Origin of the sequence: Carboxylicivirga taeanensis (genome assembly GCF_051851475.1) — a bacterium.
In the GTDB taxonomy this organism is placed as follows: domain Bacteria; phylum Bacteroidota; class Bacteroidia; order Bacteroidales; family Marinilabiliaceae; genus Carboxylicivirga; species Carboxylicivirga taeanensis.
The window spans coordinates 545,406-568,982 of the sequence record NZ_JBPUSJ010000001.1; the positions used below are offsets into that span (position 1 = coordinate 545,406).

19 protein-coding genes are annotated in these 23,577 nt (G+C 41.9%); 8 read left to right on the top strand and 11 right to left on the bottom strand.

The window, feature by feature from the left end:
* The first annotated feature begins 104 nt into the window (after positions 1 to 104).
* Entirely contained in the window at positions 105 to 2,363 is a 2,259-nt protein-coding gene (locus tag ACSX1H_RS02345) for a sodium-translocating pyrophosphatase (RefSeq protein ID WP_439181957.1), read from the top strand.
* 269 nt (positions 2,364 to 2,632) lie between these two features.
* Here ACSX1H_RS02345 and ACSX1H_RS02350 read toward each other — a convergent pair whose 3' ends face one another.
* The 11 genes from ACSX1H_RS02350 to ACSX1H_RS02400 form a co-directional block, all read right to left on the bottom strand.
* Positions 2,633 to 3,067 (bottom strand): hypothetical protein, encoded by a 435-nt coding sequence (locus tag ACSX1H_RS02350; protein ID WP_439181958.1) that lies wholly within the window; start codon positions 3,065 to 3,067, stop codon positions 2,633 to 2,635.
* A 65-nt stretch (positions 3,068 to 3,132) separates the two neighbouring features.
* A complete protein-coding gene (locus tag ACSX1H_RS02355; RefSeq protein WP_439181959.1) occupies positions 3,133 to 4,044 on the bottom strand; it encodes a hypothetical protein in 912 nt (303 codons plus the stop codon).
* Positions 4,045 to 4,100: 56 nt separating this feature from the next.
* Positions 4,101 to 7,151 carry an ATP-binding cassette domain-containing protein gene (locus ACSX1H_RS02360; RefSeq protein ID WP_439181960.1) on the bottom strand — a complete coding sequence of 1,017 codons (3,051 nt, stop codon included), beginning with the start codon at positions 7,149 to 7,151 and terminating at the stop codon, positions 4,101 to 4,103.
* 27 nt (positions 7,152 to 7,178) lie between these two features.
* Positions 7,179 to 7,559 (bottom strand): DUF1987 domain-containing protein, encoded by a 381-nt coding sequence (locus tag ACSX1H_RS02365; protein ID WP_439181962.1) that lies wholly within the window; start codon positions 7,557 to 7,559, stop codon positions 7,179 to 7,181.
* Between the two features lie 12 nt (positions 7,560 to 7,571).
* The gene (locus ACSX1H_RS02370) at positions 7,572 to 8,141 is read right to left on the bottom strand and encodes a SiaB family protein kinase (protein WP_439181963.1); all 570 of its coding nucleotides are present in this window, start codon (positions 8,139 to 8,141) and stop codon (positions 7,572 to 7,574) included.
* Between the two features lie 311 nt (positions 8,142 to 8,452).
* Complete coding sequence (locus ACSX1H_RS02375) at positions 8,453 to 9,010, bottom strand: hypothetical protein (RefSeq protein WP_439181964.1); 558 nt, start codon at positions 9,008 to 9,010, stop codon at positions 8,453 to 8,455.
* A gap of 76 nt (positions 9,011 to 9,086) precedes the next feature.
* The gene (locus ACSX1H_RS02380) at positions 9,087 to 10,079 is read right to left on the bottom strand and encodes a Gfo/Idh/MocA family protein (RefSeq protein ID WP_439181966.1); all 993 of its coding nucleotides are present in this window, start codon (positions 10,077 to 10,079) and stop codon (positions 9,087 to 9,089) included.
* Positions 10,080 to 10,093: 14 nt separating this feature from the next.
* On the bottom strand, positions 10,094 to 12,826 hold the full coding sequence (locus ACSX1H_RS02385) for a DUF3352 domain-containing protein (RefSeq protein ID WP_439181967.1): 2,733 nt from the start codon (positions 12,824 to 12,826) through the stop codon (positions 10,094 to 10,096).
* Between the two features lie 94 nt (positions 12,827 to 12,920).
* Positions 12,921 to 15,281 (bottom strand): type IX secretion system anionic LPS delivery protein PorZ, encoded by a 2,361-nt coding sequence (gene porZ, locus ACSX1H_RS02390; RefSeq protein ID WP_439181968.1) that lies wholly within the window; start codon positions 15,279 to 15,281, stop codon positions 12,921 to 12,923.
* Complete coding sequence (locus ACSX1H_RS02395) at positions 15,274 to 15,855, bottom strand: non-canonical purine NTP diphosphatase (RefSeq protein WP_439181969.1); 582 nt, start codon at positions 15,853 to 15,855, stop codon at positions 15,274 to 15,276. The genes porZ and ACSX1H_RS02395 overlap by 8 nt, the downstream gene beginning before the upstream one ends.
* A gap of 126 nt (positions 15,856 to 15,981) precedes the next feature.
* Positions 15,982 to 16,815, bottom strand: coding sequence for a universal stress protein (locus tag ACSX1H_RS02400; RefSeq protein WP_439181970.1), 834 nt, complete (start codon positions 16,813 to 16,815; stop codon positions 15,982 to 15,984).
* A gap of 88 nt (positions 16,816 to 16,903) precedes the next feature.
* Here ACSX1H_RS02400 and ACSX1H_RS02405 point away from each other — a divergent pair, with 88 nt between their 5' ends.
* From ACSX1H_RS02405 to atpA, 7 genes are all read left to right on the top strand, one after another.
* Positions 16,904 to 18,721 carry an adenylate/guanylate cyclase domain-containing protein gene (locus ACSX1H_RS02405; protein ID WP_439181971.1) on the top strand — a complete coding sequence of 606 codons (1,818 nt, stop codon included), beginning with the start codon at positions 16,904 to 16,906 and terminating at the stop codon, positions 18,719 to 18,721.
* Between the two features lie 60 nt (positions 18,722 to 18,781).
* Positions 18,782 to 19,159 carry a bactofilin family protein gene (locus ACSX1H_RS02410; RefSeq protein WP_439181972.1) on the top strand — a complete coding sequence of 126 codons (378 nt, stop codon included), beginning with the start codon at positions 18,782 to 18,784 and terminating at the stop codon, positions 19,157 to 19,159.
* A gap of 401 nt (positions 19,160 to 19,560) precedes the next feature.
* Complete coding sequence (gene atpB / locus ACSX1H_RS02415; RefSeq protein ID WP_439181973.1) at positions 19,561 to 20,637, top strand: F0F1 ATP synthase subunit A; 1,077 nt, start codon at positions 19,561 to 19,563, stop codon at positions 20,635 to 20,637.
* A 26-nt stretch (positions 20,638 to 20,663) separates the two neighbouring features.
* Entirely contained in the window at positions 20,664 to 20,873 is a 210-nt protein-coding gene (atpE, locus tag ACSX1H_RS02420; RefSeq protein WP_439181974.1) for an ATP synthase F0 subunit C, read from the top strand.
* Between the two features lie 12 nt (positions 20,874 to 20,885).
* Entirely contained in the window at positions 20,886 to 21,380 is a 495-nt protein-coding gene (atpF, locus tag ACSX1H_RS02425; protein ID WP_439181975.1) for a F0F1 ATP synthase subunit B, read from the top strand.
* Positions 21,381 to 21,432: 52 nt separating this feature from the next.
* Entirely contained in the window at positions 21,433 to 21,969 is a 537-nt protein-coding gene (atpH, locus tag ACSX1H_RS02430) for an ATP synthase F1 subunit delta (protein ID WP_439181976.1), read from the top strand.
* Between the two features lie 22 nt (positions 21,970 to 21,991).
* Positions 21,992 to 23,575 (top strand): F0F1 ATP synthase subunit alpha, encoded by a 1,584-nt coding sequence (gene atpA / locus ACSX1H_RS02435; protein WP_439181977.1) that lies wholly within the window; start codon positions 21,992 to 21,994, stop codon positions 23,573 to 23,575.
* The last annotated feature ends 2 nt before the right edge of the window (positions 23,576 to 23,577 follow it).

Consider the following 23,577-nt stretch of genomic DNA (forward strand, 5'->3'; position numbering starts at 1 on the left):
GCAAATCTACAGGTGTGTCGAAAAGAATCAGCTTTCCGACCCTTTCCCCATGCCCTTCTTTCAGACAAGTATCATTCTCATTTACTAACTAAAACAACATTTCTATGGAGTCAATTTTTTGGTTTATACCAATTGCATCCTTATTAGCATTGGTCTTTGCGTGGATATTTTTCAAATCCATGATGAAAGAGTCGGAAGGCACCGATAAAATGAAGGAGATCGCCCAACACGTGCGAGATGGGGCTATGGCCTATTTATCCAGACAGTATAAAGTCGTTGGTATTGTCTTTCTGGTGTTGCTAATAATCCTATCAATACTTGCATTTCTTGGAGTCCAAAATCCATTTGTTCCCATTGCCTTTTTAACCGGGGGTTTCTTCTCCGGACTTTGTGGTTATCTGGGTATGAAAACCGCTACATACGCATCGGCCCGTACCGCCCATGGAGCCTCTCAATCACTCAACAGAGGGTTAAAAGTGGCATTTCGAAGTGGCGCCGTAATGGGGCTGGTCGTAGTAGGATTTGGCCTCATCGACATTGCTTTGTGGTACGTCACCCTTAACTATATCTACGACCATAATATTTTTGGATTGGGCCTGAAAGTAGCCGAGGAAGTAAGCCTGATGGGTGCCTGGACAACGGATTTTGTTGCTAATTCCGAATGGTCACATGCTAAAATGGTACACATCACCACCACAATGCTTACATTTGGTATGGGAGCCTCAACACAGGCCCTATTTGCTCGTGTTGGCGGTGGTATTTACACGAAGGCTGCTGATGTAGGGGCAGACCTTGTTGGAAAGGTTGAAGCTGGCATACCAGAAGATGATCCGCGCAACCCAGCTACTATAGCCGATAACGTTGGTGATAATGTTGGTGATGTAGCCGGTATGGGTGCTGACCTGTACGAATCCTACTGCGGGTCCATCCTGGCAACGGCCGCTCTGGGCGCAGCGATTTCAATGAATTCGGGCACTTTTAACGAAAAAGCAATTATTGCCCCTATGCTCGTAGCAGCAATTGGCATCATATTCTCTATTCTGGGGGTTTTTATGGTTCGCACCAAGGAAGATGCCAATGCCAAAAGCCTCCTCAACTCACTGTTAGTGGGAACAGCAGGTTCTTCTCTTCTGATACTTATTGCCATTGCCGTTATGGCCTACTTAGGTTGGTTCGGCTGGGGTATATTTGGCTCGGTGATTGCTGGTCTTATTGCCGGAATCATCATTGGCCAGGGAACTGAATATTACACATCGGATGGTTACAAGCCCACCCAGGGAATCGCCAAGCAAGCTCAACAAGGACCGGCTACTACCATTATCGATGGTATTGCGGTCGGCATGTATTCAACTTGGATTCCTGTGGTAACCATCGTTGCCGGCATAATTGCTGCCTTTGGTTTTGCAGGCGGATTCACTGATTTTAGTGAGGGAGTATACGGCATTGGTTTTGCAGCGGTAGGTATGCTTTCCACCTTAGGCATCACCCTGGCGACCGATGCCTTTGGCCCCATCGCTGACAATGCAGGAGGAAATGCCGAAATGGCTGAACTCCCCAAAGAAGTGCGCGAACGAACCGATGCACTCGATATGCTTGGCAATACCACGGCGGCCACAGGCAAAGGCTTTGCCATTGGATCGGCAGCCTTAACCGCCATGGCGCTGCTGGTAGCCTATATGGAAGAAGTACGCATATGGCTAAAAAAAGTACCCGAATTGGGGAATAAATTTATAGAAACAACGGGCGCCGAGAGTCTGACTAAGGCGAGCATACAAGATTTTGTTAATTTCTATGAGCTCAACATTTTTAATCCGCTGCTACTGGCCGGCCTGTTTATCGGGGCAATGATGGCATTTGTATTCTGCGCCATGACAATGAAAGCTGTTGGACGCGCTGCCGGAGCCATGGTTGATGAGGTGCGCAGACAATTCAGAGAAATACCTGGCATTTTAGAAGGCAAAGCTACGCCCGAATATGCCAAATGTGTGGCTATCTCAACCAAAGGTGCACAGCGTGAAATGATGGTGCCATCCATTCTGGCAATCGCTGTTCCAATCATAGTCGGTTTAGTATTTGGCGTTGCCGGGGTCATTGGCCTGCTAATGGGTGGCCTAGTAACAGGGTTTACATTAGCGGTAATGCTTAACAACTCGGGAGGAGCCTGGGATAATGCCAAAAAATACATCGAAAAAGGGCATTATGGCGGCAAAGGCAGTGAAGCGCACAAGGCAGGTGTGGTTGGTGACACTGTCGGCGATCCCTTTAAAGACACATCGGGCCCTTCACTTAATATTCTTATTAAACTAATGACCATGGTATCTGTGGTGATGTCTGGACTAACGGTTATTTACTCATTGTTTTAATGGTTCTGTTGATTTAAAGTAGATTGGGCGGTTAAGAGCCGTCCCCGTAACAAAACCCGTTCTGATTTCAGGGCGGGTTTTTCTTTTGAAGCCTTCAGACACATATAACATTGCGTTCCTTTACTAATGTGCTTCCCAATAAAGGCACGAAATATTCCGAATGGTATCAAAAAGAACACCAGGCCTGACAATACAAAGTAAAGTCTACAAAAATAAAAAGGCCGCTCAATTCTGAGCGACCCTTGTATATTTTTAATGTCGATTGACTTCTATAACTGTTTTACGAGTGATAAAACGGCCTTTGCGCAACCTTCTTGTCCGCCTTTAAAGGAGAAGTAAAGGTGATAAACCCCGGTCTTTCGGCAAATGAACTGGAACTCGTCATACATTTTGCCATTGTGAAAGTTACTACTTATTAACTTGTCACTCTGCTTCAATTGCATAATCATTTTCTCAGTATTGGAGGCACCATTTACGATGTTAAATTTATACTGAGTATTACTATTTAATACAACCGAAAATTTTACGTAACCGGTTTTCACATCTTTGCGTTCTTTCACCATTTCAACAGTGAAATCCTTGATGTATTGGCTGGATCCCATCTCCTTCAGGGCCGTCTTAAGCAAGTCGTCACTACATTGAGCCGACACACTTAAAACACTTACTGTAAAGAGAATAAGGAAACTATAAAATAACTTTTTCATGGTATCAATTTTAAATGGCCTGGGTTAGAATAATTACAAAAATAACTTTTTTTCAAACACGCAGACTACGACACGATGAATTCTCTTAATGCCTTAATTTCAGCAACGATGCCATCAATTTGTTTTGGCGTAATTTCGATGTGGCTAATTTCGTCTTGAACAATGATTAATTTTCCATCTTGCTCAATGGTTTGTGGCTCGGCAAATTCTGTGGTGATTTTCACCCCGTCAAAGGCCGACTTTAGTTTACCAATGCGCTTAGCGAGCTCAGCAAAATCAGGATCGTTTGAGTAATTTCTCAGTATGATCTCGATAATATTGATGATGTCCTTTTGTTCAGCAACGCGGTTAATCAAGTCCTCGTTTCTGGTTTCTTCAATAACACTTCCGGTAATGTATAAGCCTTCGATCCAAGCTCCGGTAACAATTAGCGATGAAACATTACTACGCTTTTGATTGCGCAGGTAAGAGTCCATCTTGTTAAAGCTTGAAATAGAGATTTGCATTAACGAGTCAAGGTTATTATTGTTAGTGGCCATGCGTTTCAGTGCGTTGAAATCAAAAAACTGGCCAACTTTAATACCTTCTGACAAACTCTTAATCGCTACCAGGTAAGAGACTACAATATTATTTTTATCGAATGTGTTAATGTAACCCAGATCAGCACTGTAAACCCCAAGGTTTAAAGCCCGCTTATAGCTGGTGTTATAAGCATCAATATTATCGGTATTATTAAGAATCTTTTGTGAGAAATCAACGCCTGTTGCTTTAATTATTGAGGCCATTTCAACCGGTGATGAAATATTCTGGATCACATCACTCATTACTTCCTCTGACAATTCCAGCGCTGCACTTTCTGTAGCAGGAGCTAAAGTAAGTTCATCTGACTCGCTACTTTTTTTTGATGACCCTGAACAGGCTGACATGATACAAATTCCGGCCATCATCAAGGCTAGGTAACTAAATTTTCTCAACATTTTAGTACGTTTTAAATTTCGATTGAAGCAATTATACTCAATTATGTGGTAAAAGGTTACTTTTTAGACAGTTTTAATTCGCCGAAGAAGTTCATGCCTCTCTTGAGCAAGTCGAAGTAAAGCACTATATACATCAGAATGGTCAATAACCAAACTACCGCGATATTAAACCACAATGTATCAAAGAAATGCCCGGCAAAATGCTTCTGCGGTGCAAAAAAATGAGTGCGAAAAGAAAGCACGGATTCAGGCTCGGGAATCTGATAAATCGGGTCCACCACTTGGATAAGCTTGTTACCATCGCGCAATATCTTGTTCTTATCAAACGTTTTGCGAACAATATCCGAGATGCTCTCATTAAAATAAGCATCTTTGATAGCGTTAAACCGCTCTTTATTATTGCGAATATTTTCAGACATGAAGCGGTTGATGGTTTTATCCGCCGAATTAAATAGGTCGCGGTAATGTGCCTTTAATTGCTCAATATAAGCCATAGCAGCGCTGGCCGCCTGCTCATCAAACCCTTCCACTGTCAGGTTGCTGATGCCTTCAAATTGAATACCTGGCACCCGTTTAAGCTCCTTCGATAGTTCGTTATGCAACAAGGCAATGTTGTTGCTGTAGGTGTTACTTGTTTTATCGGCGATCCTGCAGCGGTCAATGATTTCCTCCAGCTCAGGAAGGTAATACACATTCTTAAAGTCGGCACTGCTTTGCTGCTGCTCAACAGAGAAAATATTCTTCTTGAAATTATTGTGCTTATACTGGTGTACGATCAACCCTTCGTAAATATAACGGGAAGGCATCACCTCAGCCACTAAAGGCACTTTATCAACACTTGTAAAATCTTTGTTTAACTTGTCGAAAGTAAACATGGCTCCTCCCAATACCATTTGAGGAATCATTACCAATGGTATAAGAATGTATATGGTAACGATGGAGTTGAAAGAGGCCGATAAAATGAGCCCCAATATGTTGGCAAAGGCTGAAACGGAGAACAGTGCCAACCAAAACTCAAAGTTCATACCTTTAATTCCCAAAATACTATTTGCCACCAGCACGAATAAAGTCATCTGGATGGCCGACATCGTAAATAGAATTAATATTTTGGATGCCAGATAGCTCGAACGGCTTAGGTTGAGGAACTTCTCCCGCTTTAGTATTTTTGCATCTTTAAATATCTCCTCAGCACTGATAATCAACCCGAAAAACAAGGCCACAATGATGCCCATAAAAATATATGGAGCCATGTTTTCATTCTCCCGGAAAATATACACATCCGATTCCGGGTCGACTATGTAGCGAATAAGATAGGCTAAAATAAACCCTAAAAAGGGTGCTTCAAGCAGGTTGAGTAGTATGTACTGTTTATTACTGATTTTAGACTTAAAATCACGCAGTGTATAAATAAAAAACTGCTTGAACCAGGATGGAATATTCAACGATTTAGGAGGAGTTGCATCCACCTGTTCCACCTTGGGTAATTCAATATTTTGCTTATAATGGTTGTGCCACTCTTCCGGAGACGTTTTGCGTTTGTTGGTATAGTTACCATATTCATCAATCACATTGGCATCGATGATGTTGAAAATTAACTCAGGGTTAAGGTTACCACAGGTACCACATTCACCTTGATCACTGTTAATTTGTGCATCCAGACGCTTGAAGTAGATGAGAGACTCACTTGGGTTTCCATAATACACCGGATACCCTCCGGTATCCAGAATAAACATCTTATCAAACATCTTGTAGATATCTGATGACGGCTGATGGATAACCACAAAAATCAGCTTGCCTTTGAGAGCCAATTCTCGCAAGAGGTTCATCACATTTTCCGAGTCGCGAGAGGACAATCCGGAGGTTGGCTCATCCACAAATAAGATACCCGGCTCACGTATCAGCTCCAGCGCAATATTAAGCCGTTTTCGTTGTCCGCCACTAATCATTTTATTAAGCGGTGAGCCCACTTTCAGCTTACGGCGCTCGTATAAACCAAGACTCATGAGTGTATTATTCACAAGCTCCTCAATATGCTCTTCAGATTTATCTTTAAAGCATAATTTGGCGTTATAGTACAGGTTCTCATACACTGTTAACTCTTCAATTAACAGGTCGTCCTGCGGAATATAACCAATCACTCCTTCAACCTTTTCGCGCTCCTGGTGAAGGTTATAGCCATTGATTAAAACTTCGCCGCTCGTGGGTGTTTCATTCCCACACAATACATTTAGCAAGGTGGTTTTACCGGCACCACTGGCACCCATAATACCAACGAGTTTGCCCTGCTCTTCAGAGATGTTGACATTTCTCAGGCCAATACCTCCGGTTTTAAACTGAAAGCCTACGTCATTAACCTCGTACGAAATTTTTGACACGGCCGAGTCAGACATAAACCGGGAAACTACATCGGTATAGTATACAGGCTGTCCCTTAGGTAGTTTGATGAAACTGCCCTTTGGGAACAAATAAATTCGCCGATTACTAATGACCAGGCCATTAAGGTAGAGGTCCTGATTACCCGTATATCTGACAAAATACAATCCGGCACTCTTAACCCGCAGAATAAAAACATCTCCATCCAGCTCGCCTGATTGGATGTGCTTGGATTTGCTACCATCGGCCTGATGATGATTAACAATCAGTACATCTTCCAGATCGAGCTTTTGGATATCGTTGTTAACCGTATAGGTCTCAATGGCTTCAATTTCTTCTTTTGGCAGCTTAAACACATCGGCAACCGTATTGATAATTGCCATGCGTTGTTCGGTAAACTTGCGGTCGGCATTAACCAGCTCATACAGGCGCAGCAGTACAACTACCTTCTGCTCTTTGTTCAGCTGTCTGTTAATCTTTTTACAGATTCCGAGAATTTTCACGGAATCCTTCATTGAGGTCAACTTTACCTTACCTTCTGCTTCTCCTTTTGCCAGTTTCGAATCCCTGGAAAACTTCAGAAAGAGCGAATAATATTCTTCTACAGCTTCTGCATTTAACTGCTGCTCTAGAAACACCCTAACATACTCTGTTTCATTCGCTTCAACACCACCGTCCTGCTTGGCGATCAAACCAAACAGTTGCATTAGTGCCTTCAGAATTTCTTCACTCATACTTTAATTCTCTGGGAGGTCAATTTATTAGTCGGTATATGATACGTATTCGAAAGGTATTTCCACAATGTCGGCATACTCTTCACCTGCTTCCTGCATGTCTTCTTCCTCTTCGTGATAATGCCATTTAATCAAAACTTCGTGCCCATTTTCAACAATCTCTTCAAACTTTAAAAGAATGTCCAAAATCACCTTTGATGAGGCTGTGTTGAAATATTCCAATTTAAAATTGAATTCCGTTTTTGCAGCAGGCTCTTCTGCATAGGTGTCAATCCAGTTTAAAATAGGTTCGTAAAATTGGTTGACATCTTCGGGCAATGAACGACCAGAAATTTCGAATTTACCGTTGTCTTTATCCAGAATTACATTTGGGGTATCGTCAGTCCCAACAATATTAATTACTTCCATGTTAATGTCAGATTAGTTTCGATGTATAGTTGATGTTAAGATGAAAAAGCTAACCTCATCGTTTAATTTTTTAAACTCAAACGTGAGTTTACTACCTGTTTTTTTGGCGATATCAATAAAGCCAAGGCCGGCACCACCTTTGTCGGAAAGTCTTCCTTCGCGCATCTGCTTTTTATAAAGCTCAGACAGCCCTTGTTTATCGAGGCTATTTACGAGTTCGAGGCTGGCCTTCAGTTCTGGCACCTTATCATTTTTAATGACGTTACCGGTAATAATGTTATAGCTGCTTTCACCATGGCTCACCATCACAATTCCCCGTCGCTCACTCTCGTCATCCTCCAATGAATCAGCGTGCTTGCTAATATTCTGAAGACACTCTACCATGACATTAAATACTTTCCGCTGGACCGTATTTGACTCCTGACTCTTTTCAAGGCTCTTTTCGGTCAGAGAAGTAAATGTTTTGGTAATTTCCTGGGTTACCTCTCCTTCATACACTAAATTAATCTCATTGGTTTTCATCGTCTTGTACATCTGATATGCAAAGTCTAGAAACCCATGATTCTCTTTATTCTTATCCATATTTTGTAGTGTGTTAGACTTACTACTTCCTTATATTAGCGCAATATAGTAAGAAATACAAAAGTAGAAAGAACAATACAATTAGCGGCTCTTTTGGGCAATGAATTTATAAAAACCACTCCCATATCAGCCCTGTTTTCCGACCTACAAAGATAGTTGTATTTCCAACTTCTCACGTGAATGCTCGTACGGAAAAAACGCAGAATTGTTTTGAATTTTTACGCAAAATGAAGATTATCGCTTATCAGGGGGTAAATAAACCTGATAAACAACACCCTCAGGCATTTGTAGTCTTTCACAAAAGCTTTCGCTTAATTCAGATTGACCAAAAAATTGGATTGCAAACTGGTTGGCTCACTGACGTCGGCTTCCTGCTCCTCATCATAGCCCGATGTTGTGATACTAAAGCCTTGCGATAAGTAGTTGGAAATGGCTGACATCTTATCAAACTCACTGGCGCGACAGAAGATGCGTCTGGGCTCGAACTGAAAACAGTAATCCACAACTTTGGATAGGAAAAGTGCTCGGGTTTCAAATTCAATGGATTCGTCAACGATTCTGAAATTCCGTATCTCCACCTGTCGATCGGGCAACACAATCAAATCAAACAATCCTACTACAGCACCCTTATAAAGCGCCACAAAGAAATGAACTTCGGGATAAGAAAGGGCATTTCGTAAAACATCATTACCTGAGCATAACCTTGTCCACCACCTGCCTTTGGACTGGCAGATTTGAGGCTCCTGATAACTGAAGCCATGGTTCTTTTTAATTTTTACCAGTTCAATCTTCTTTTCATAGCCTCTGGCAGGCAAAAACTGATTGCGACTGGTAAGCTCAAGCAAATTATAGTTTAAACGCTTTCTCATAACTCCCTAACATCTTACTGTAGGGAGCTTAACATTATTCGTGCCAAACTATATTAAAAAATGTCAAAATCCACTATTACACCACTGACTCCCAAGTACCTGCCTCCGATGATCGAACAACCGCATCGAGCACTTTTTGATTTAGAATGGCATCATCACTGTTCTCCAAAGCATGGCCCTTGTCCAGCACAATTTCAGCGAATTCGGCCACCATTAGTGCATACTGATCAACCGGTTCGAAGTTAATTTCACGCGTGCCAATCGCTGAGTCGACAGTTACCTTTGCGGGCACATCATTATAGGCATTGAATGGCAAATGTATCGTAATCCGTCCGGCCGTAGCTACAATGTCCACCTTTTGAAATGCAGCGGCAGCCGTTGATACATTAAACGTGGCTCGCGCTCCACCAAAATCGAGTATGGCCGTAGTTAAACTATCTGTTTTAAATTCGGCATGATAACTCATGAGCCCAATGACCTTTTCAGGTTCTTTCCCCATCAGGAATCGGGAAAGAGAAATAGCATAACAACCAATATCGCGCAAACCGCCACCTCCATACTCCTTAATGTTTCTGATGTTGGCTGCCGATGGGTTATTATATGAAAACGAGGTGTTAATATACTGTACCTTCCCAATATTGTTGGTCCGAATGATCTCACTAACTTTTTTCCATTGAGGATGGTACTTGTACATAAACGCCTCCATGAGCACCACTCCCTTCTTTTGGCAATACTCGGCCACCTCCATTGCTTCTGTGGCATCCATACTAAGGGGCTTTTCGCAAAGTACATGCTTACCTGCATCTGCTGCCTTCTTAATCCATTCGGCATGCAAATGATTTGGCAACGGAATGTACACGGCTTCAATCGTATTATCGTTTAGCAGGGCTTCGTAGCTTCCGTAAGCCTGCTCTATGTTAAATTGCCGGGCTACATCGGCAGCTTTCAGCTCCGAGCGAGAAGCAATAGCCGCCAGCTCAACATTTTCAAGCCCCTGCACTGGCACCACCACTCGCTTAATAAAGTGATTGGATACCCCTAAAACACCTAACTTAATCCGTTTCATCATTCACTTACTTTTGCTTAGTCAACCTGATAGTTATAAATATAATTTTGCGCACCACCAACAATTAAATTGAATCTCGAGGCCGAAGACTTGAGAAAGCCTATGCTAAACCTGGATTTACCTTTGAGCGGAAACCCCTTATATGTTTTCCCATTTTCGTTTAACAGATAAATATGCCCATTTGATTTTTCGGTCACACCAAACTTCATATTCTGCGCCGAAAAACGATATAGATCAACACTCAGGTTGATCTCATTTTCAAACTCTCGTTCAAAGACCTCTTTACCTTTATTTGAAACACATGTGACCTTATTAGGTTCGGCAATCAGGTAATGACTCTTCCCATTCATCTCAAAAACACTAAAAGCATGATTTCCGGCTGCAGAAACCAACTCCGAACTCGTTACTTCTCCGTTAGATAATTGAATTTTTGTAAGTCGTCCATCAGCACACGTTGTTACCAAACAGTCGTTAGCTTGGTCCTCATTCTGAAGAAAATAAGGCGAATTGGCGTTTCTAATAAAATCCTTATTGAGCTTCACCCGAATATTCCCTCGCCTGTCACATATATAATTTCGCTTATCATCGGCAAAGGCTATATAATCTTTCCCACTTGTGCGAAAGTGCTGAACAGGCAGGCTCACCCGACCATCAGTTTTATTAAATTTCCAGCCGGCCACCGTATTTCCCTTGGCATTGTACAAGTATATCCGCCTGTTTTTACAAGCCACAAAAAGCCGGTAATTCCGATTGTTATCGTAATCGAATACGGCAATTCCGTTGGTGGCTTCAGATGGCAGGCGCACCGGGAAGTTCGCAACATGGTTGCCATTTCTGTCCAGCAGATAAATGGATTTTCTGGTATTAAACAGGTACTGTAATTTATTATTGTGATAGTAGTCTATTTGCACCACATCACTTAAAATCTCGCTATCGAGAGGTTTTTTCCACAAGACACGGCCTGTATTACTTAAAAGGTAAAGGTTATTTGCCTCGTCCTGCACCACCACTTCCCGCTCCTGGGTATAATGGTTATCTACCAATACCGGCTTAAAGTTAACTGTTGAGTCGAGCAGGCTTTGCCAAACAGTGCGTGGCTCTGACTCGCGACTCGGAAGGTATTGAAGGTAAGAAGTGGTGTATATCATCGGCCCCGTGCCGCTCAACTGCATGCCAAAACCATAAAAATTATTCAAGGCAGCTTTCTGATCTTCATTTAAACTGCCGAATATGGGTGCAAATGACTCTTTAAAGAACGACTCCAAATGGGCGGTTTCGCAAAAAGCAAACACATTCTCACGGCTCGAAAAATGGCTTCTAAAAGCCTGATGTGCTTTATCATTTGAAAGCGTAGTTTTGAGCATGTTACTATATATAAACTGCTCTATCAATATCGGGGCATCGGCAATTATCAGATTATCCTCATAAAATGAGAGGTATTTTTGAGGCACTTTGGGCAGAACGGCTTGAAAAAACAGCTCGAGCATATCATTAGAAAAACCGTTGTAGATATTATAGCTGATGCCGTCATCGGGCGTATATTTTTTTGCTACAAGCGCATTTTTATTCATCTTACGCAACATCTCCATTAATGCCTCTTTGCCTCGGGATGAGCTATTAAGCTTAAATACAAGCAAGCCATTAGCTTTTGGCTGAAGGCTATTATAGTCGGTATAAACCAAAGCCATACTTCCAGACAACTCATTGAAAAAATCGTCCTCAGGATTAAACCCCACTTTAAGCTCCAAACCACTTAGCTGCTTCCGAAATTCACCATTTGCGGCATTAAAGCTGGCGATACGCTTTTTTAGATCTTCTCCGCTTTCGAGACTAACTGACAGATAAGAACGCGTATTACCAGGCAAAACATCTTGAATTTGGGTTCGCTGTGGCTTGGCATTTTTAAGCAACTGGCTCATGATGCCGTTATTATTGGCACCAATAAACCCATTTAAGACGATGGCCTGCTGATCAATGTCAATATCGAGCTCGGCCCATTTGCTTTGGTCGCCAACAACTTTCGCTTTCCTCTTCAGACCGGGGCCTAAAATCGACTTCAGCACATCTGGCAACTGGTCAAAATTTACGAAGAGATTCAGTTTAGAGCCAGCTCCAATCGTTTTATATATCTGCTTAAAATCATCATGGTTAGTCCATGAATAGACATTTTGTTGCTCCCTAACAGAAGCTTCCACCAAAAGACTGGTTTGACTTAACAGCAAAATACCATTATTTACACTTGCAAACCAATGCTGGCCCTTGCCTTTAAGCTCGTAAATCGTTTGGGAATTGTACTTTCGTTCACGAAGTGTTACTCCCAGATCGGGCATTTGCCTGATAAACCGCTGTATTTTGGCTTCTTCTTTCCGATTAGGCAATTCGAATATAAAAAGCTGACTGACACTTTCTTTCCCTTGCGCATGCAATGAACAGTAAAACGGCAATTCTTTCAGATGAGCAAAAGCACTCAGTCCATCACCAACCTTAAGGGAATCTAAATACTGAAACTCTTTCAGGCTTTCACTCACCAATGCTGAACTTCCTAATTCATTTTTGAAGTCGATGGTGTTGAACAGGGCATTATAAATATAGTCGATACTCTCCCCTTTCATTATAACAGCTGCATCGGACGGAACAGCTGCAAGCGACTGAGTATTGTCGTAGCTTTTAACACGACTTACCTGATAAAGAATGTAAGCAAGTAGTAAACAACAAACTGAAATAGTGGCAATGATCCAGCCTTTTTTCATATTGTAAGATAGTTCGGTTAGACAAATATTAGTTAGGAACCTTATTACAAAGCTAATTTTGATCGCTTAAATGGGCAAAAAAAAATGATGAATTCTACCTAACCACCAAAATTTTAGTCACCCCAGATAATTCACCCCCTTCATCACTCACATAAACCAGGTAGACTCCCGTCTTAACCCTTTCTCCCCCAAAGTTTTTGCCATTCCAATAAGCCTTGCCTCCTAAAGAGTTCGTTTGGTAAACAAGCTTACCACTAACGGTTGTGATTTTGACGATACTATTTTGCATTAATCCGGCAATTGTGATATCGCCGTTAAAATCTTCCCGAACAGGATTCGGGTACGCATAGATTTTTTCAAACCCAGCTGCTCCTTCAGTGGCCGTCGCCTTATAGGAAACGATTCCTTTAGCCGTGCCAATAAACACCTCTCCATTAGCAGGGGAAATGGTAATGCTGGTGATGCTATTGGAAGGTAGCGGACTGTTTTGAGTATTGAAAGTGGCGTAAGTTTTTAGTCCGTCTTCGGAAACGAGATACACCCCAGAATTCTCAGTACCAATCCACTTGCGGTTAGCACCATCAACGGCAATAGATGATACGCGTTCTTTCTCGAGCAGGTAGTCAGCCAAGTTACTTCCATCATTACGCGGTACCTTAATGCGACTTACAATCGGGTACTCTTCTGTGAAAATTGCCCAGGGCCGAAAATACACCAGTACGCCTTTATCGGTTCCAAGCCATACATAGCCTTTCTTATCTTCGGCCAGTGACAGAATCACTCTGGTCAGCTCTTTTCCATTTTCATCCCAAAGCCTTAGCTGACCTTTGTTACGCTCATCATTACCATAGCCCAACGGCGCACCGCTTCTATATGCATCATCGCTATCGTCCAGTAAAGTGCCTTTGGTATCTATCACCATTAGGCCCTGTCGCTCCCCTACCGCCGCGCGCGGAATGGGGAACCAGACCATATCATCTTTCGTAATCAGCATCTGACCCGTGCTATGTATGTCTCTGGCGCCGGCATAGTCAAACTGGTACCAGGCTGAGTCTGATTTCACGACAATGCCACTTTGCACTTCCGAATTTGTCATCCACACATTACCCTCACTATCGCTGGCAATTCCGCCAACCCTTACATACATTCTGCCATCCGGAAAGATATCCTGCAGGCCATTGTCACTTTCACCATGATGCTGAATGGTATCGACCCCTTGGACTTCGAATATCCCGCCACCCCAGCTGGAGATATACGCTTTGCTATCATCAGTTTTATCGGAACAAATTCGCAATAAGTCCCTGGTTGTATAACCTCCGCCAGGCACCTTACTTCTATAACTATCCCAATTGCTGTAATTGAAAAAAGAATACTCCACCCGACGGTTTAGATTGTTGTAATCAGCGGTTATTCCGCCAGCTGTTGAATACACTCCTTGACTGGTCGCATGCAGATAAAAGCAATTGTTGGAATAGGGGCCATTGGCCAGGTAGAAATTATCAGCTGCATGTGTATATTGCACCAGCCCGTAGTTCCGATCGGCCACAAAATAAGCATCTTCGTAACTGGAGTAAATGGCATCTTGAGCCGATAATCTGTCGGCAAATGAATAGCTGGTTATCCTGTCTGACTCGGTAAAATTTTCATTAAAAACAAGGATTCTGGACGACAAGGAAACAACTAGTTTACCTGCAAACACATTGATACTCTTAACCTGTGAATCGGTTAAAAGACTAGACCATGCATTTTCATTTCCATGCTCCACCCTGTAGCCATCAGACACTTTGCCAACAGCAACAATTTGCCCCTCGTGAATATTAACAGCCAAGTACGGCACAGCTTCGGCAGACACCCTACGCCAGGCCTTATCAAATACAATCAAGGGGTCCGACAGGTTTGCCTTAAGCAGTCCGCGCTCGGTTGCAGCGTAAATAACATCGCCCTGAACATGGGTTTCATTTATCTTCAGGCTTTCTGCATTAAGGCCTAAAAAATAGGTGTCGCTAATCTCATTTTTCTCAAGGTCGACCACCAACAAGGCATAATCGGTACTGCAATACGCCTTATGGTCCGAAATGTAAAAATGATTAATCTGCTTTGTTCCAGCTATTTGTTTCTGTTTAAAATCGGGAATATTTGTAACTTCACTACCACTTATGACATCAATATTTCCATTCTCATATCCAACTATAAACTTATCGCCAGAAATTGATTGAAGTGCCGTAATCCCAACATCACTTAGGCCATTGACCCGGTTAAATGTTGAAATCTCTTTATTCAATTTATCAAACACCAGCAGGCCCATGTCGCACGCTATAGTCACGTAGTTTTCCGATTCAACCACATTATTGGCATTGCGATATGAAAAATGTGCTCTCCACCGTGAATCTTGTCCGAACAAAAATACAATAGGAGCAATGAATAGAATCAAAGTAAGCAGGATGAGTTTACGCATATTGTTCTCTCAAAAAGTCGATTAGTTTTTTAATAGCCCTTCCGCGATGACTTATTTCATTTTTTAGCTGAATATCCATCTCGGCAAAAGATTGCTCGTAACCCTCGGGCCTAAAAATTGGATCATACCCAAAACCTTCGTTACCCTGTTTATTTTTGAGGATAGTTCCTTGCACCACACCTACAAACTGAAACTCCTTTCCGTCGATAATTAAAGAGATAACTGTCCGAAACCGCGCCTTACGATTTGCCACACCATCGAGGCACTGAAGTACCTTGGCCATATTCGCCTCAGCATCATTATCTGTACCAGCGTAACGGGCTGAGTATACACCGGGTTCACCATTTAAAGCCTCTATTTCCAATCCCGTATCGTCAGCGAAACAATTAACATCAAACTTTTTATAAACGTACTCCGACTTCTGACGGGCATTAGCCTCCAAGGTCTCTCCTGTTTCAGGAATATCATCCTCGCAACGAATATCTTTGAGGCTGAGAAGCGTAATTTTCGAATCTAAAAGCGCTTGAATTTCCTGAAGCTTATGTTGATTATTAGTTGCAAAAACCAGTTCCATATGATTAGTTTTATCTTTTAAACGTTTTGAATACAAATGTATTTTAAAAACTTTAAAACAATATAGGCACAAAAAAAGACGACCTCTATCAGATCGTCTTTGGCCTTTATAGCAGGTTAACCATTATCAACCAAAACTTCCATATCCGTACTTCATCAAGTCTGTGCGCGGATTAATTACCAACACAGGCATTTTTGCACTGTTGGCAATTATGTATTGCTCGTAAGCACCTAACACATAGTCATGAAAAGCAATATCACGCGTTGTCATCACTAACACAAGATCGGCATCAATCTTTTCCGAAAACTGAATTGTTTCCTTCGAGAAAGAATCCTCACCTTCAGACAGAACCAATTCGTAATCAACCCCTTTTTCTTCAAGATATTTTTTAGAAAACACCACATTTGCTTTTGTACGGCTATCAATAATACCTTCTTTAGTGGCTGAGGCGTAGAGATACACCTTTGGGTTGGAGAATTGATATAAGAACTGCACCCACTTGAGCTTCTCCTTATTTTCCGACTTATAATCAACCGGAAACACAATTTTTTGATAATCGTCGCGCTTAGGGGCTGACTGCACTACCAAATATGGGATTTTAGAACCAACAATCACTTTCAAAGCCCAGCTACCAGTCAACTTCTGTAGACCTTTCATCCCATGGGTCCCCATCACTACCAAAAGGCAATCAAGCTCCTCTACAACCGTATTAATAGTTTTAAAAATTGTTCCTTCTTTAACCGATGCAAATGGTTTTACTCCCTTTTGCTGCTCAAACCTTACGGCCTGCTCTTCAAGTTTGGCCTCTAAGTCGCTAATTTGATCTTCACTTTTGGCAATGTGCAGCAAATGAACCTTTGCGTCGAGTTCATTGGCCACCTTTATCGCATGCAGTACTGCGTTGTCTGCCACTTCGGTAAAATCATAGGGGACCAGAATAGTGTTCTTTGATGTGTCCATAAAAAGCTCTACTGAATGTTCTTTATTAACGGAATAAATATAGTATTTTTGATTCTAAATCCAAGCAAGGGAGCCATACCGTATAACTATGCCAAAGGAAGCCATCAACATAACAGCGCTGCAGCTATTACTTTCAAAAAAGAATCAGCTATTGGCCTTGGTATACGCAACATTTTTACTTTTGTTTCCAAATTTTATTCAGGCAGAAACACAGGCTATTCGAATAGTGGTGGAATGCCCAGATAAAAAGCCAGTTGCTATTCATAATAACACTACTATTTCGTGCAAATCATTCTCTCTGTTCTGGCAAAGCGATAGTTTGACCCCAGCCATCTGCAGATACCGGCTTATTCCGGGTTCTAAAGAATGGAGCCCTTGGTCCGTGCGTAACTCCGCCACTTACTTTAACCTGCCAGAAGGCAGCTACCTGTTTATACTGGAACAACGTAATGGATCAATTCAGGAAGCAACCATACACATCAATTTGCCCTTTTGGGAAACAATGCTGTTCTATATTGGAGGCATTGTTCTGCTCAGCTTTCTTACCTTCTTTTTAATCGTTGTTCTTTTTCGACAGCGCATACGCAAAATCACCCACAACATAGAAAGCGAATTCAGAAAAACATTTCGAATTAAGCAAAAGGCCAGAGAAAAAACAACGGGCACCAACGCCTTGGCCGTCAAGGAACAGGCCCGCATTCGTTCGCGAAAATACAAAAAAGTAACTGTTTTATTCGCTGATATACAGGGGTTTACTAAGATAGTTGAACACATTAACCCTGAGACATTAATAGATGAGTTGGATCGCTTCTTTTTTTATTTCGATGGCGTGGTAGAAAAGTACAACATTGAGAAAATAAAAACAATTGGCGACGCCTATATGTGCGCTGGCGGAATCCCGAATATTAACCGGACCAATCCCATTGAGGTAGTTCTGGCAGGCCTCGAAATGCAGAAGTTTATGCTCGACAGCAAAAAGCAACAGACCGGTGAATTGGGATTCTGGGAGTTACGCATCGGTGTTCATACCGGACCTGTTATTTCTGGTGAAATAGGCCGAAAAAATGTGTCGTTCGATATTTGGGGCGACACGGTTAATATCGCATCACGAATGGAAAGTTCGGGCACTCCAGGCATGATCAATATCACGGGCGTGACCTATGAGCTGATTAAGGACTTCTTTGAGTGCGATTACAGAGGCAAAATGCCAATTAAGTACAAAGGAGAAACAGATATGTATTTTGTTAAACGAATCAAACCCGACCTGGCGAGTGATGAGCAGGGAATCTTCCCCAATCAAAAATTCTATATCAAACTTCAGCACATTCGCTTTGGAGACATTGAAAAGTTTATTCTCGATAAACTAGAGAATGAACTCATGGATGGCCTTTTCTACCATAATAAATCTCACACCAAAGATGTGATAACGCAGGTTGAAATTATTGCCCGGGGTGAAAATGTCAGTTCCGAAGATCTGCTTGTGTTAAAAACAGCAGCCTTGTTACACGATGTCGGTTTTCTGGTGGAATATAATAATCACGAAGATAACAGCATTCAGTTTGCAAAAGAAATACTTCCTCAATACCATTACCCCGACTACCAAATAGAACAGATTGTTGAACTCATAAACATTACCCGCGTCGGCAGTAAACCCAGAAACTACCTGGAAAAAATTCTTAAAGACGCCGATTTAGACTATTTAGGCCGTCCCGATTTTATTTCCATCTCCAATAATCTGTTTAAAGAACTCAACCAGCATAACGGGAAAATGACCATGGCTGAGTGGAATAAGAAGCAACACCGTTTTATTTCCGAACACACCTATTACACCGCAACTGCAAAAAGCCTTAGACAAGTTCATAAGGAGCGTCAGCTGCAAAAATTAGAAGTGCTGGTAGCAATTTAGCTATGGATATAACGTTTAAAGATCTATATTTGCTATATTCTTAAAACTAACAATTGGAAAATGGCTAAAAATTTCGAACCAGAAAATAAGTTACCCAACATGATTGGTCCGGGTACGAAAATTAAGGGCGATATAGAAACAAACGGAGACATCAAAATTGACGGTACTATTGAAGGGAATATTGTCTCTAAAGGAAAAGTGCTGGTTGGACAAAACGGTGTGGTTAACGGTGAAGTTAAGTGTACTAATTGTGACATTTATGGAACATTTGATGGCCAGCTTCAAGTTACTGAACTGTTATCACTAAAGGCCTCCAGCAAGTTGCATGGCGATGTTAGAACCAGTAAATTATCTATTGAGCCAGGTGCCATCTTTACCGGAACTTGCAAAATGGATGAGAAGGTAACACCGCCGGCTAACCCAAATGCCAAGAAATAAGCAGACAATCCAATATGCCCGTTCCTCAGTGCTATATTTAGTGGGTTCATTAGCTGTTGCAGCTATTACCTACGCATTTGACGACTGGCTTAAGATATTGATGGAGAAGGTAATATCCGGACTTATATTTTTGACTGGGTTATACCTTCTTTTTTATTTCATTTTTGCTTTTATCCAGAAAAAGCATCCGGACAAAAGTGCATTTACCTTCTTGATATTAACGGCATTAAAGTCAGTTTTTATTATTGTCTACTTATTTCTTTTTTTAAATCCGACAGACATTGAAAACAAAACAGAAATACTATTGTTTTTAATGAACTATTTTGCGCTACTAATCATAGACATAGTTGTTAAATTGCGCTTAATGAAATAAAAGAACTTAAAACAGCACACTAAATTTAATGCAACATATACGGATATTTCTTGCACTGACTGTGCTTATGACCTTGCCCATAAGCACCTATGCTGCCGACGAGCATAACAAAGGTACTGATGCTGAGTTTGACCCCATGGAAATGATTATGCACCACATTGCAGATGCACATGAGTGGCACGTTATTTCATTTACCAAAAATGATGGCACCGAGCAGCATATTACCATTCCCCTTCCCGTGATTCTCATTGATGGTGGATTGCAGGTATTCATGTCTTCAGCATTTCACCATGGTGAAAAAGTAGTGCAAAAAGGAAATTCGTATTACAGGCTCTACCACGGTAAAATTTATAAAACCGATGCAAGCGGAACCATCAATTACAACGACCAACAGGAGGTGCTGAACAACAAGCCTATCGATTTGTCCATTACCAAGAATGTGGCATCGATGTGGCTAAGTGTGCTAATTATTATTTGGCTCTTCACCAGTGCTGCTAAAGGCTATAAAGGCCATCCGGCAGCTCCTAAAGGTGTGCAGTCGTTTTTAGAACCACTCATACTTTTTGTACGCGATGACATAGCCTATGCACAAATAAACAGGGAGAAAGCTGATCGCTACATGCCCTTTCTTCTCACGCTGTTTTTCTTTATATGGCTTAACAATCTTTTGGGTCTGATCCCATTTTTCCCGGGTGGAAGTAACCTGACGGGTAATATCTCTTTTACCATGGTATTGGCCCTCATAACCTTTTTTGTGACCAACTTTAGTGGAACCAAAAGTTATTGGGGACATATTTTCTGGATGCCAGGCGTACCTGTACCCATCCGTTTATTATTGTCTGTCATTGAATTTATTAGCTTATTCACAAAACCATTTGCGCTAATGATTCGTTTATTAGCCAACATCACGGCCGGACACATCATCATTTTAAGCCTTTTCTCACTCATTTTTGTAATGAAAAGTGCCTATGTCAGTTTTGTATCAGTCCCGATGGCCTTAATGATGTTTATGCTCGAGTTGTTAGTTGCGGTGTTACAAGCATACATATTTACCTTATTATCAGCCTTGTTTATAGGCATGGCTGTCGAAAGTGAAGAACATTAATAGTTAATATTTTTAAACGTAATACAATGGAAGGTTTATCATTAACCACAATCGGTTTAGGCTTAATCATCATCGGAGCCGCATATGGAATTGGTCGAATTGCCCAGAGTGCCATGGAAGCCATGGGGCGTCAACCAGAAATCAGTTCAAAAATTCAAACTGCAATGATTATTGCGGCTGCTCTTATTGAAGGTGCTGCCCTATTTGCGATTGTAGTGGCTCTAATGAAAGGTTAAAACTGAACGATTATGGGATTGCTAACACCAGATCCCGGTTTAGTATTTTGGTCAGCCCTCACCTTTGGACTGCTGGTTTTCATACTAAAGCGATACGCCTGGAAACCAATTTTACATGCAGTTAAATCGCGGGAAGAAACCATCGAGTATGCACTAGCAGCTGCCGAAAAAGCCCGAGCCGAAGTTGAAGACTTGAATGTCACCAAGGTTCAGATAATGGACGAAGCAAAGGCTCAGCGAGATGATTTGATCAAACAAGCCAGGGACATAAAAAAATCAATGCTGGACGATGCCAAATTGAAAGCACAGTCAGAAGCAGACAAAATTATTGCTGCTGCACGTGTTCAGATTGAGCGAGAAAAGAACGAGGCCATCCTGCAATTGAAAGAAAAAGTAGCAGAATTTTCAGTTGATATCGCCAGTAAACTATTGGAAGAAGAGTTACAGACTTCTGACAAGCAAAAGGCGATTATTGATAAATATCTGCAGGAAGTGAACTTTAATTAGTGTTTACAGGCACTAACTAAAACGATGTAGAACACCCTCTGAATACAAGAGAATGAACAGAAGTTTAATAGCCGACAGATATGCCAAAGCACTTTTTAAGCTGGCCCTTGAGCAAGATGAGCTGGAACAGGTCTACAAAGACGTAACCCTGCTGCAAGGCTACTGCAAAAATGCGGAAAGTTTCTCCGATATTTTAAACAATCCGGTTATTAAACCCGCTCAAAAGAGGCAGGCATTTCATTCTGTATTGAAGGGACAAGTGAACCAAAGCACATTAAATCTTTTGGATTTACTAATTGCTAACAATCGCGAAGTTCTGATGGAGGATATCAACAGGCGTTTTATCTGGTTGTACAAAAATGAGAAAGGCATAAAAGAAGTAACACTTTATACAGCTGTGGAATTTGATAAACAGCAGGAAGCAACACTTATGCAATTTCTGAAAGACCAGTTTAAAGCACCTATTGAACTTAGCGTCAAGGTAAAACCTGAACTATTGGGTGGTTTCATCCTGAAAGTGGATGGTAAGATGGCGGATGCCAGCATGAGCACTAAGTTGAAACAAATAAAAAAGCAATTGCTTAGTTAAACGTACTAAATTTGATAAGCGGATGGATACGATAAAACCGGCTGAGGTATCGGATTTATTAAAAAAACAGATAGCAGGCTTCCAAACATCAACCGACCTGGAGGAAGTAGGAACTGTTTTACAGGTGGGTGATGGCATTGCCCGTGTATATGGTCTTACCAACGTACAATCCAACGAATTGGTTGAGTTGGAATCATGCATGGGTGTGGTACTTAACCTGGAGCAGGACAATGTTGGGGTCGTACTATTTGGCTCGTCACAAGTCGTTAAAGAAGGTGATTTAGTTAAACGAACCGGGCGAATTGCTTCCATCAACGTGGGCGAAGGATTAACAGGGCGGGTGATCAATGCTCTGGGTGAACCCATTGATGGCAAAGGCCCCATTCATGGCGAAACATATGAGATGCCGCTCGAACGCAAAGCGCCGCAGGTTATCTATCGCCAGCCCGTAAAAGAACCTTTACAAACAGGCTTATTAGCTGTTGATGCCATGACACCAATTGGTCGCGGACAGCGTGAGCTGATAATTGGCGACCGACAAACAGGAAAAACAGCCATTGCGATTGATACAATAATCAACCAACGCTCCTTCTACGATGATGGACAGCCTGTTTATTGCATCTATGTAGCCATTGGACAGAAAGGAAGTACGGTGGCACAAATTGTGAACACCCTTGAAAAGCATGGTGCCATGGAATATACCACTGTCGTAGCGGCTTCGGCAGCCGACCCTTCGGCCATGCAGTTTTACGCCCCATTCTCTGGCACGGCCATTGGCGAATACTTTCGGGACACAGGGCGCTCAGCGTTGATTATTTTTGATGATCTGTCAAAGCAGGCCGTATCGTATCGAGAAGTAAGCCTTCTACTGCGTCGTCCTCCCGGCCGCGAAGCCTATCCTGGCGATGTATTCTATCTGCACAGTCGTTTATTGGAGCGGGCCGCAAAAATTATTGAATCCGATGAAATTGCTGCACAGATGAATGATCTGCCCGATTCAATCAAACACTTGGTAAAAGGAGGTGGTTCGCTAACTGCTCTCCCAATTATTGAGACACAAGCCGGTGATGTATCTGCCTATATTCCTACGAATGTCATTTCTATTACCGATGGCCAGATTTTTCTGGAAAGTGACCTGTTCAACTCGGGAGTGCGTCCGGCCATTAATGTGGGTATTTCAGTATCGCGCGTTGGTGGTAGTGCTCAAATCAAACCAATGAAAAAAGTAGCAGGTACCCTGAAGCTCGACCAGGCGCAGTATCGCGAACTGGAAGCTTTTGCAAAATTTGGCTCCGACCTCGACCCGGCCACCATGCTGGTACTTGATAAAGGACGAAAAAATGTGGAACTCCTGAAACAGCCCCAGTATCAACCTGTTAAGGTAGAAGAACAGGTGACCCTCATTTATTGCGGCACAAAAGGCTTGCTTAAAAATGTACCTGCAGATAAGATCAAAGAGTGGCAAAAGGAGTTTATCGAAACGCTTCAAATGAGCCATCAATCACTGTTGCAGGATATTAAACAAGGAAATTACAATGAGGAAATTACCAGTCAAATTGAGGCTGTAGCAAAAGATATTGCTGATAGATATTTAACCGCAGAATAAAA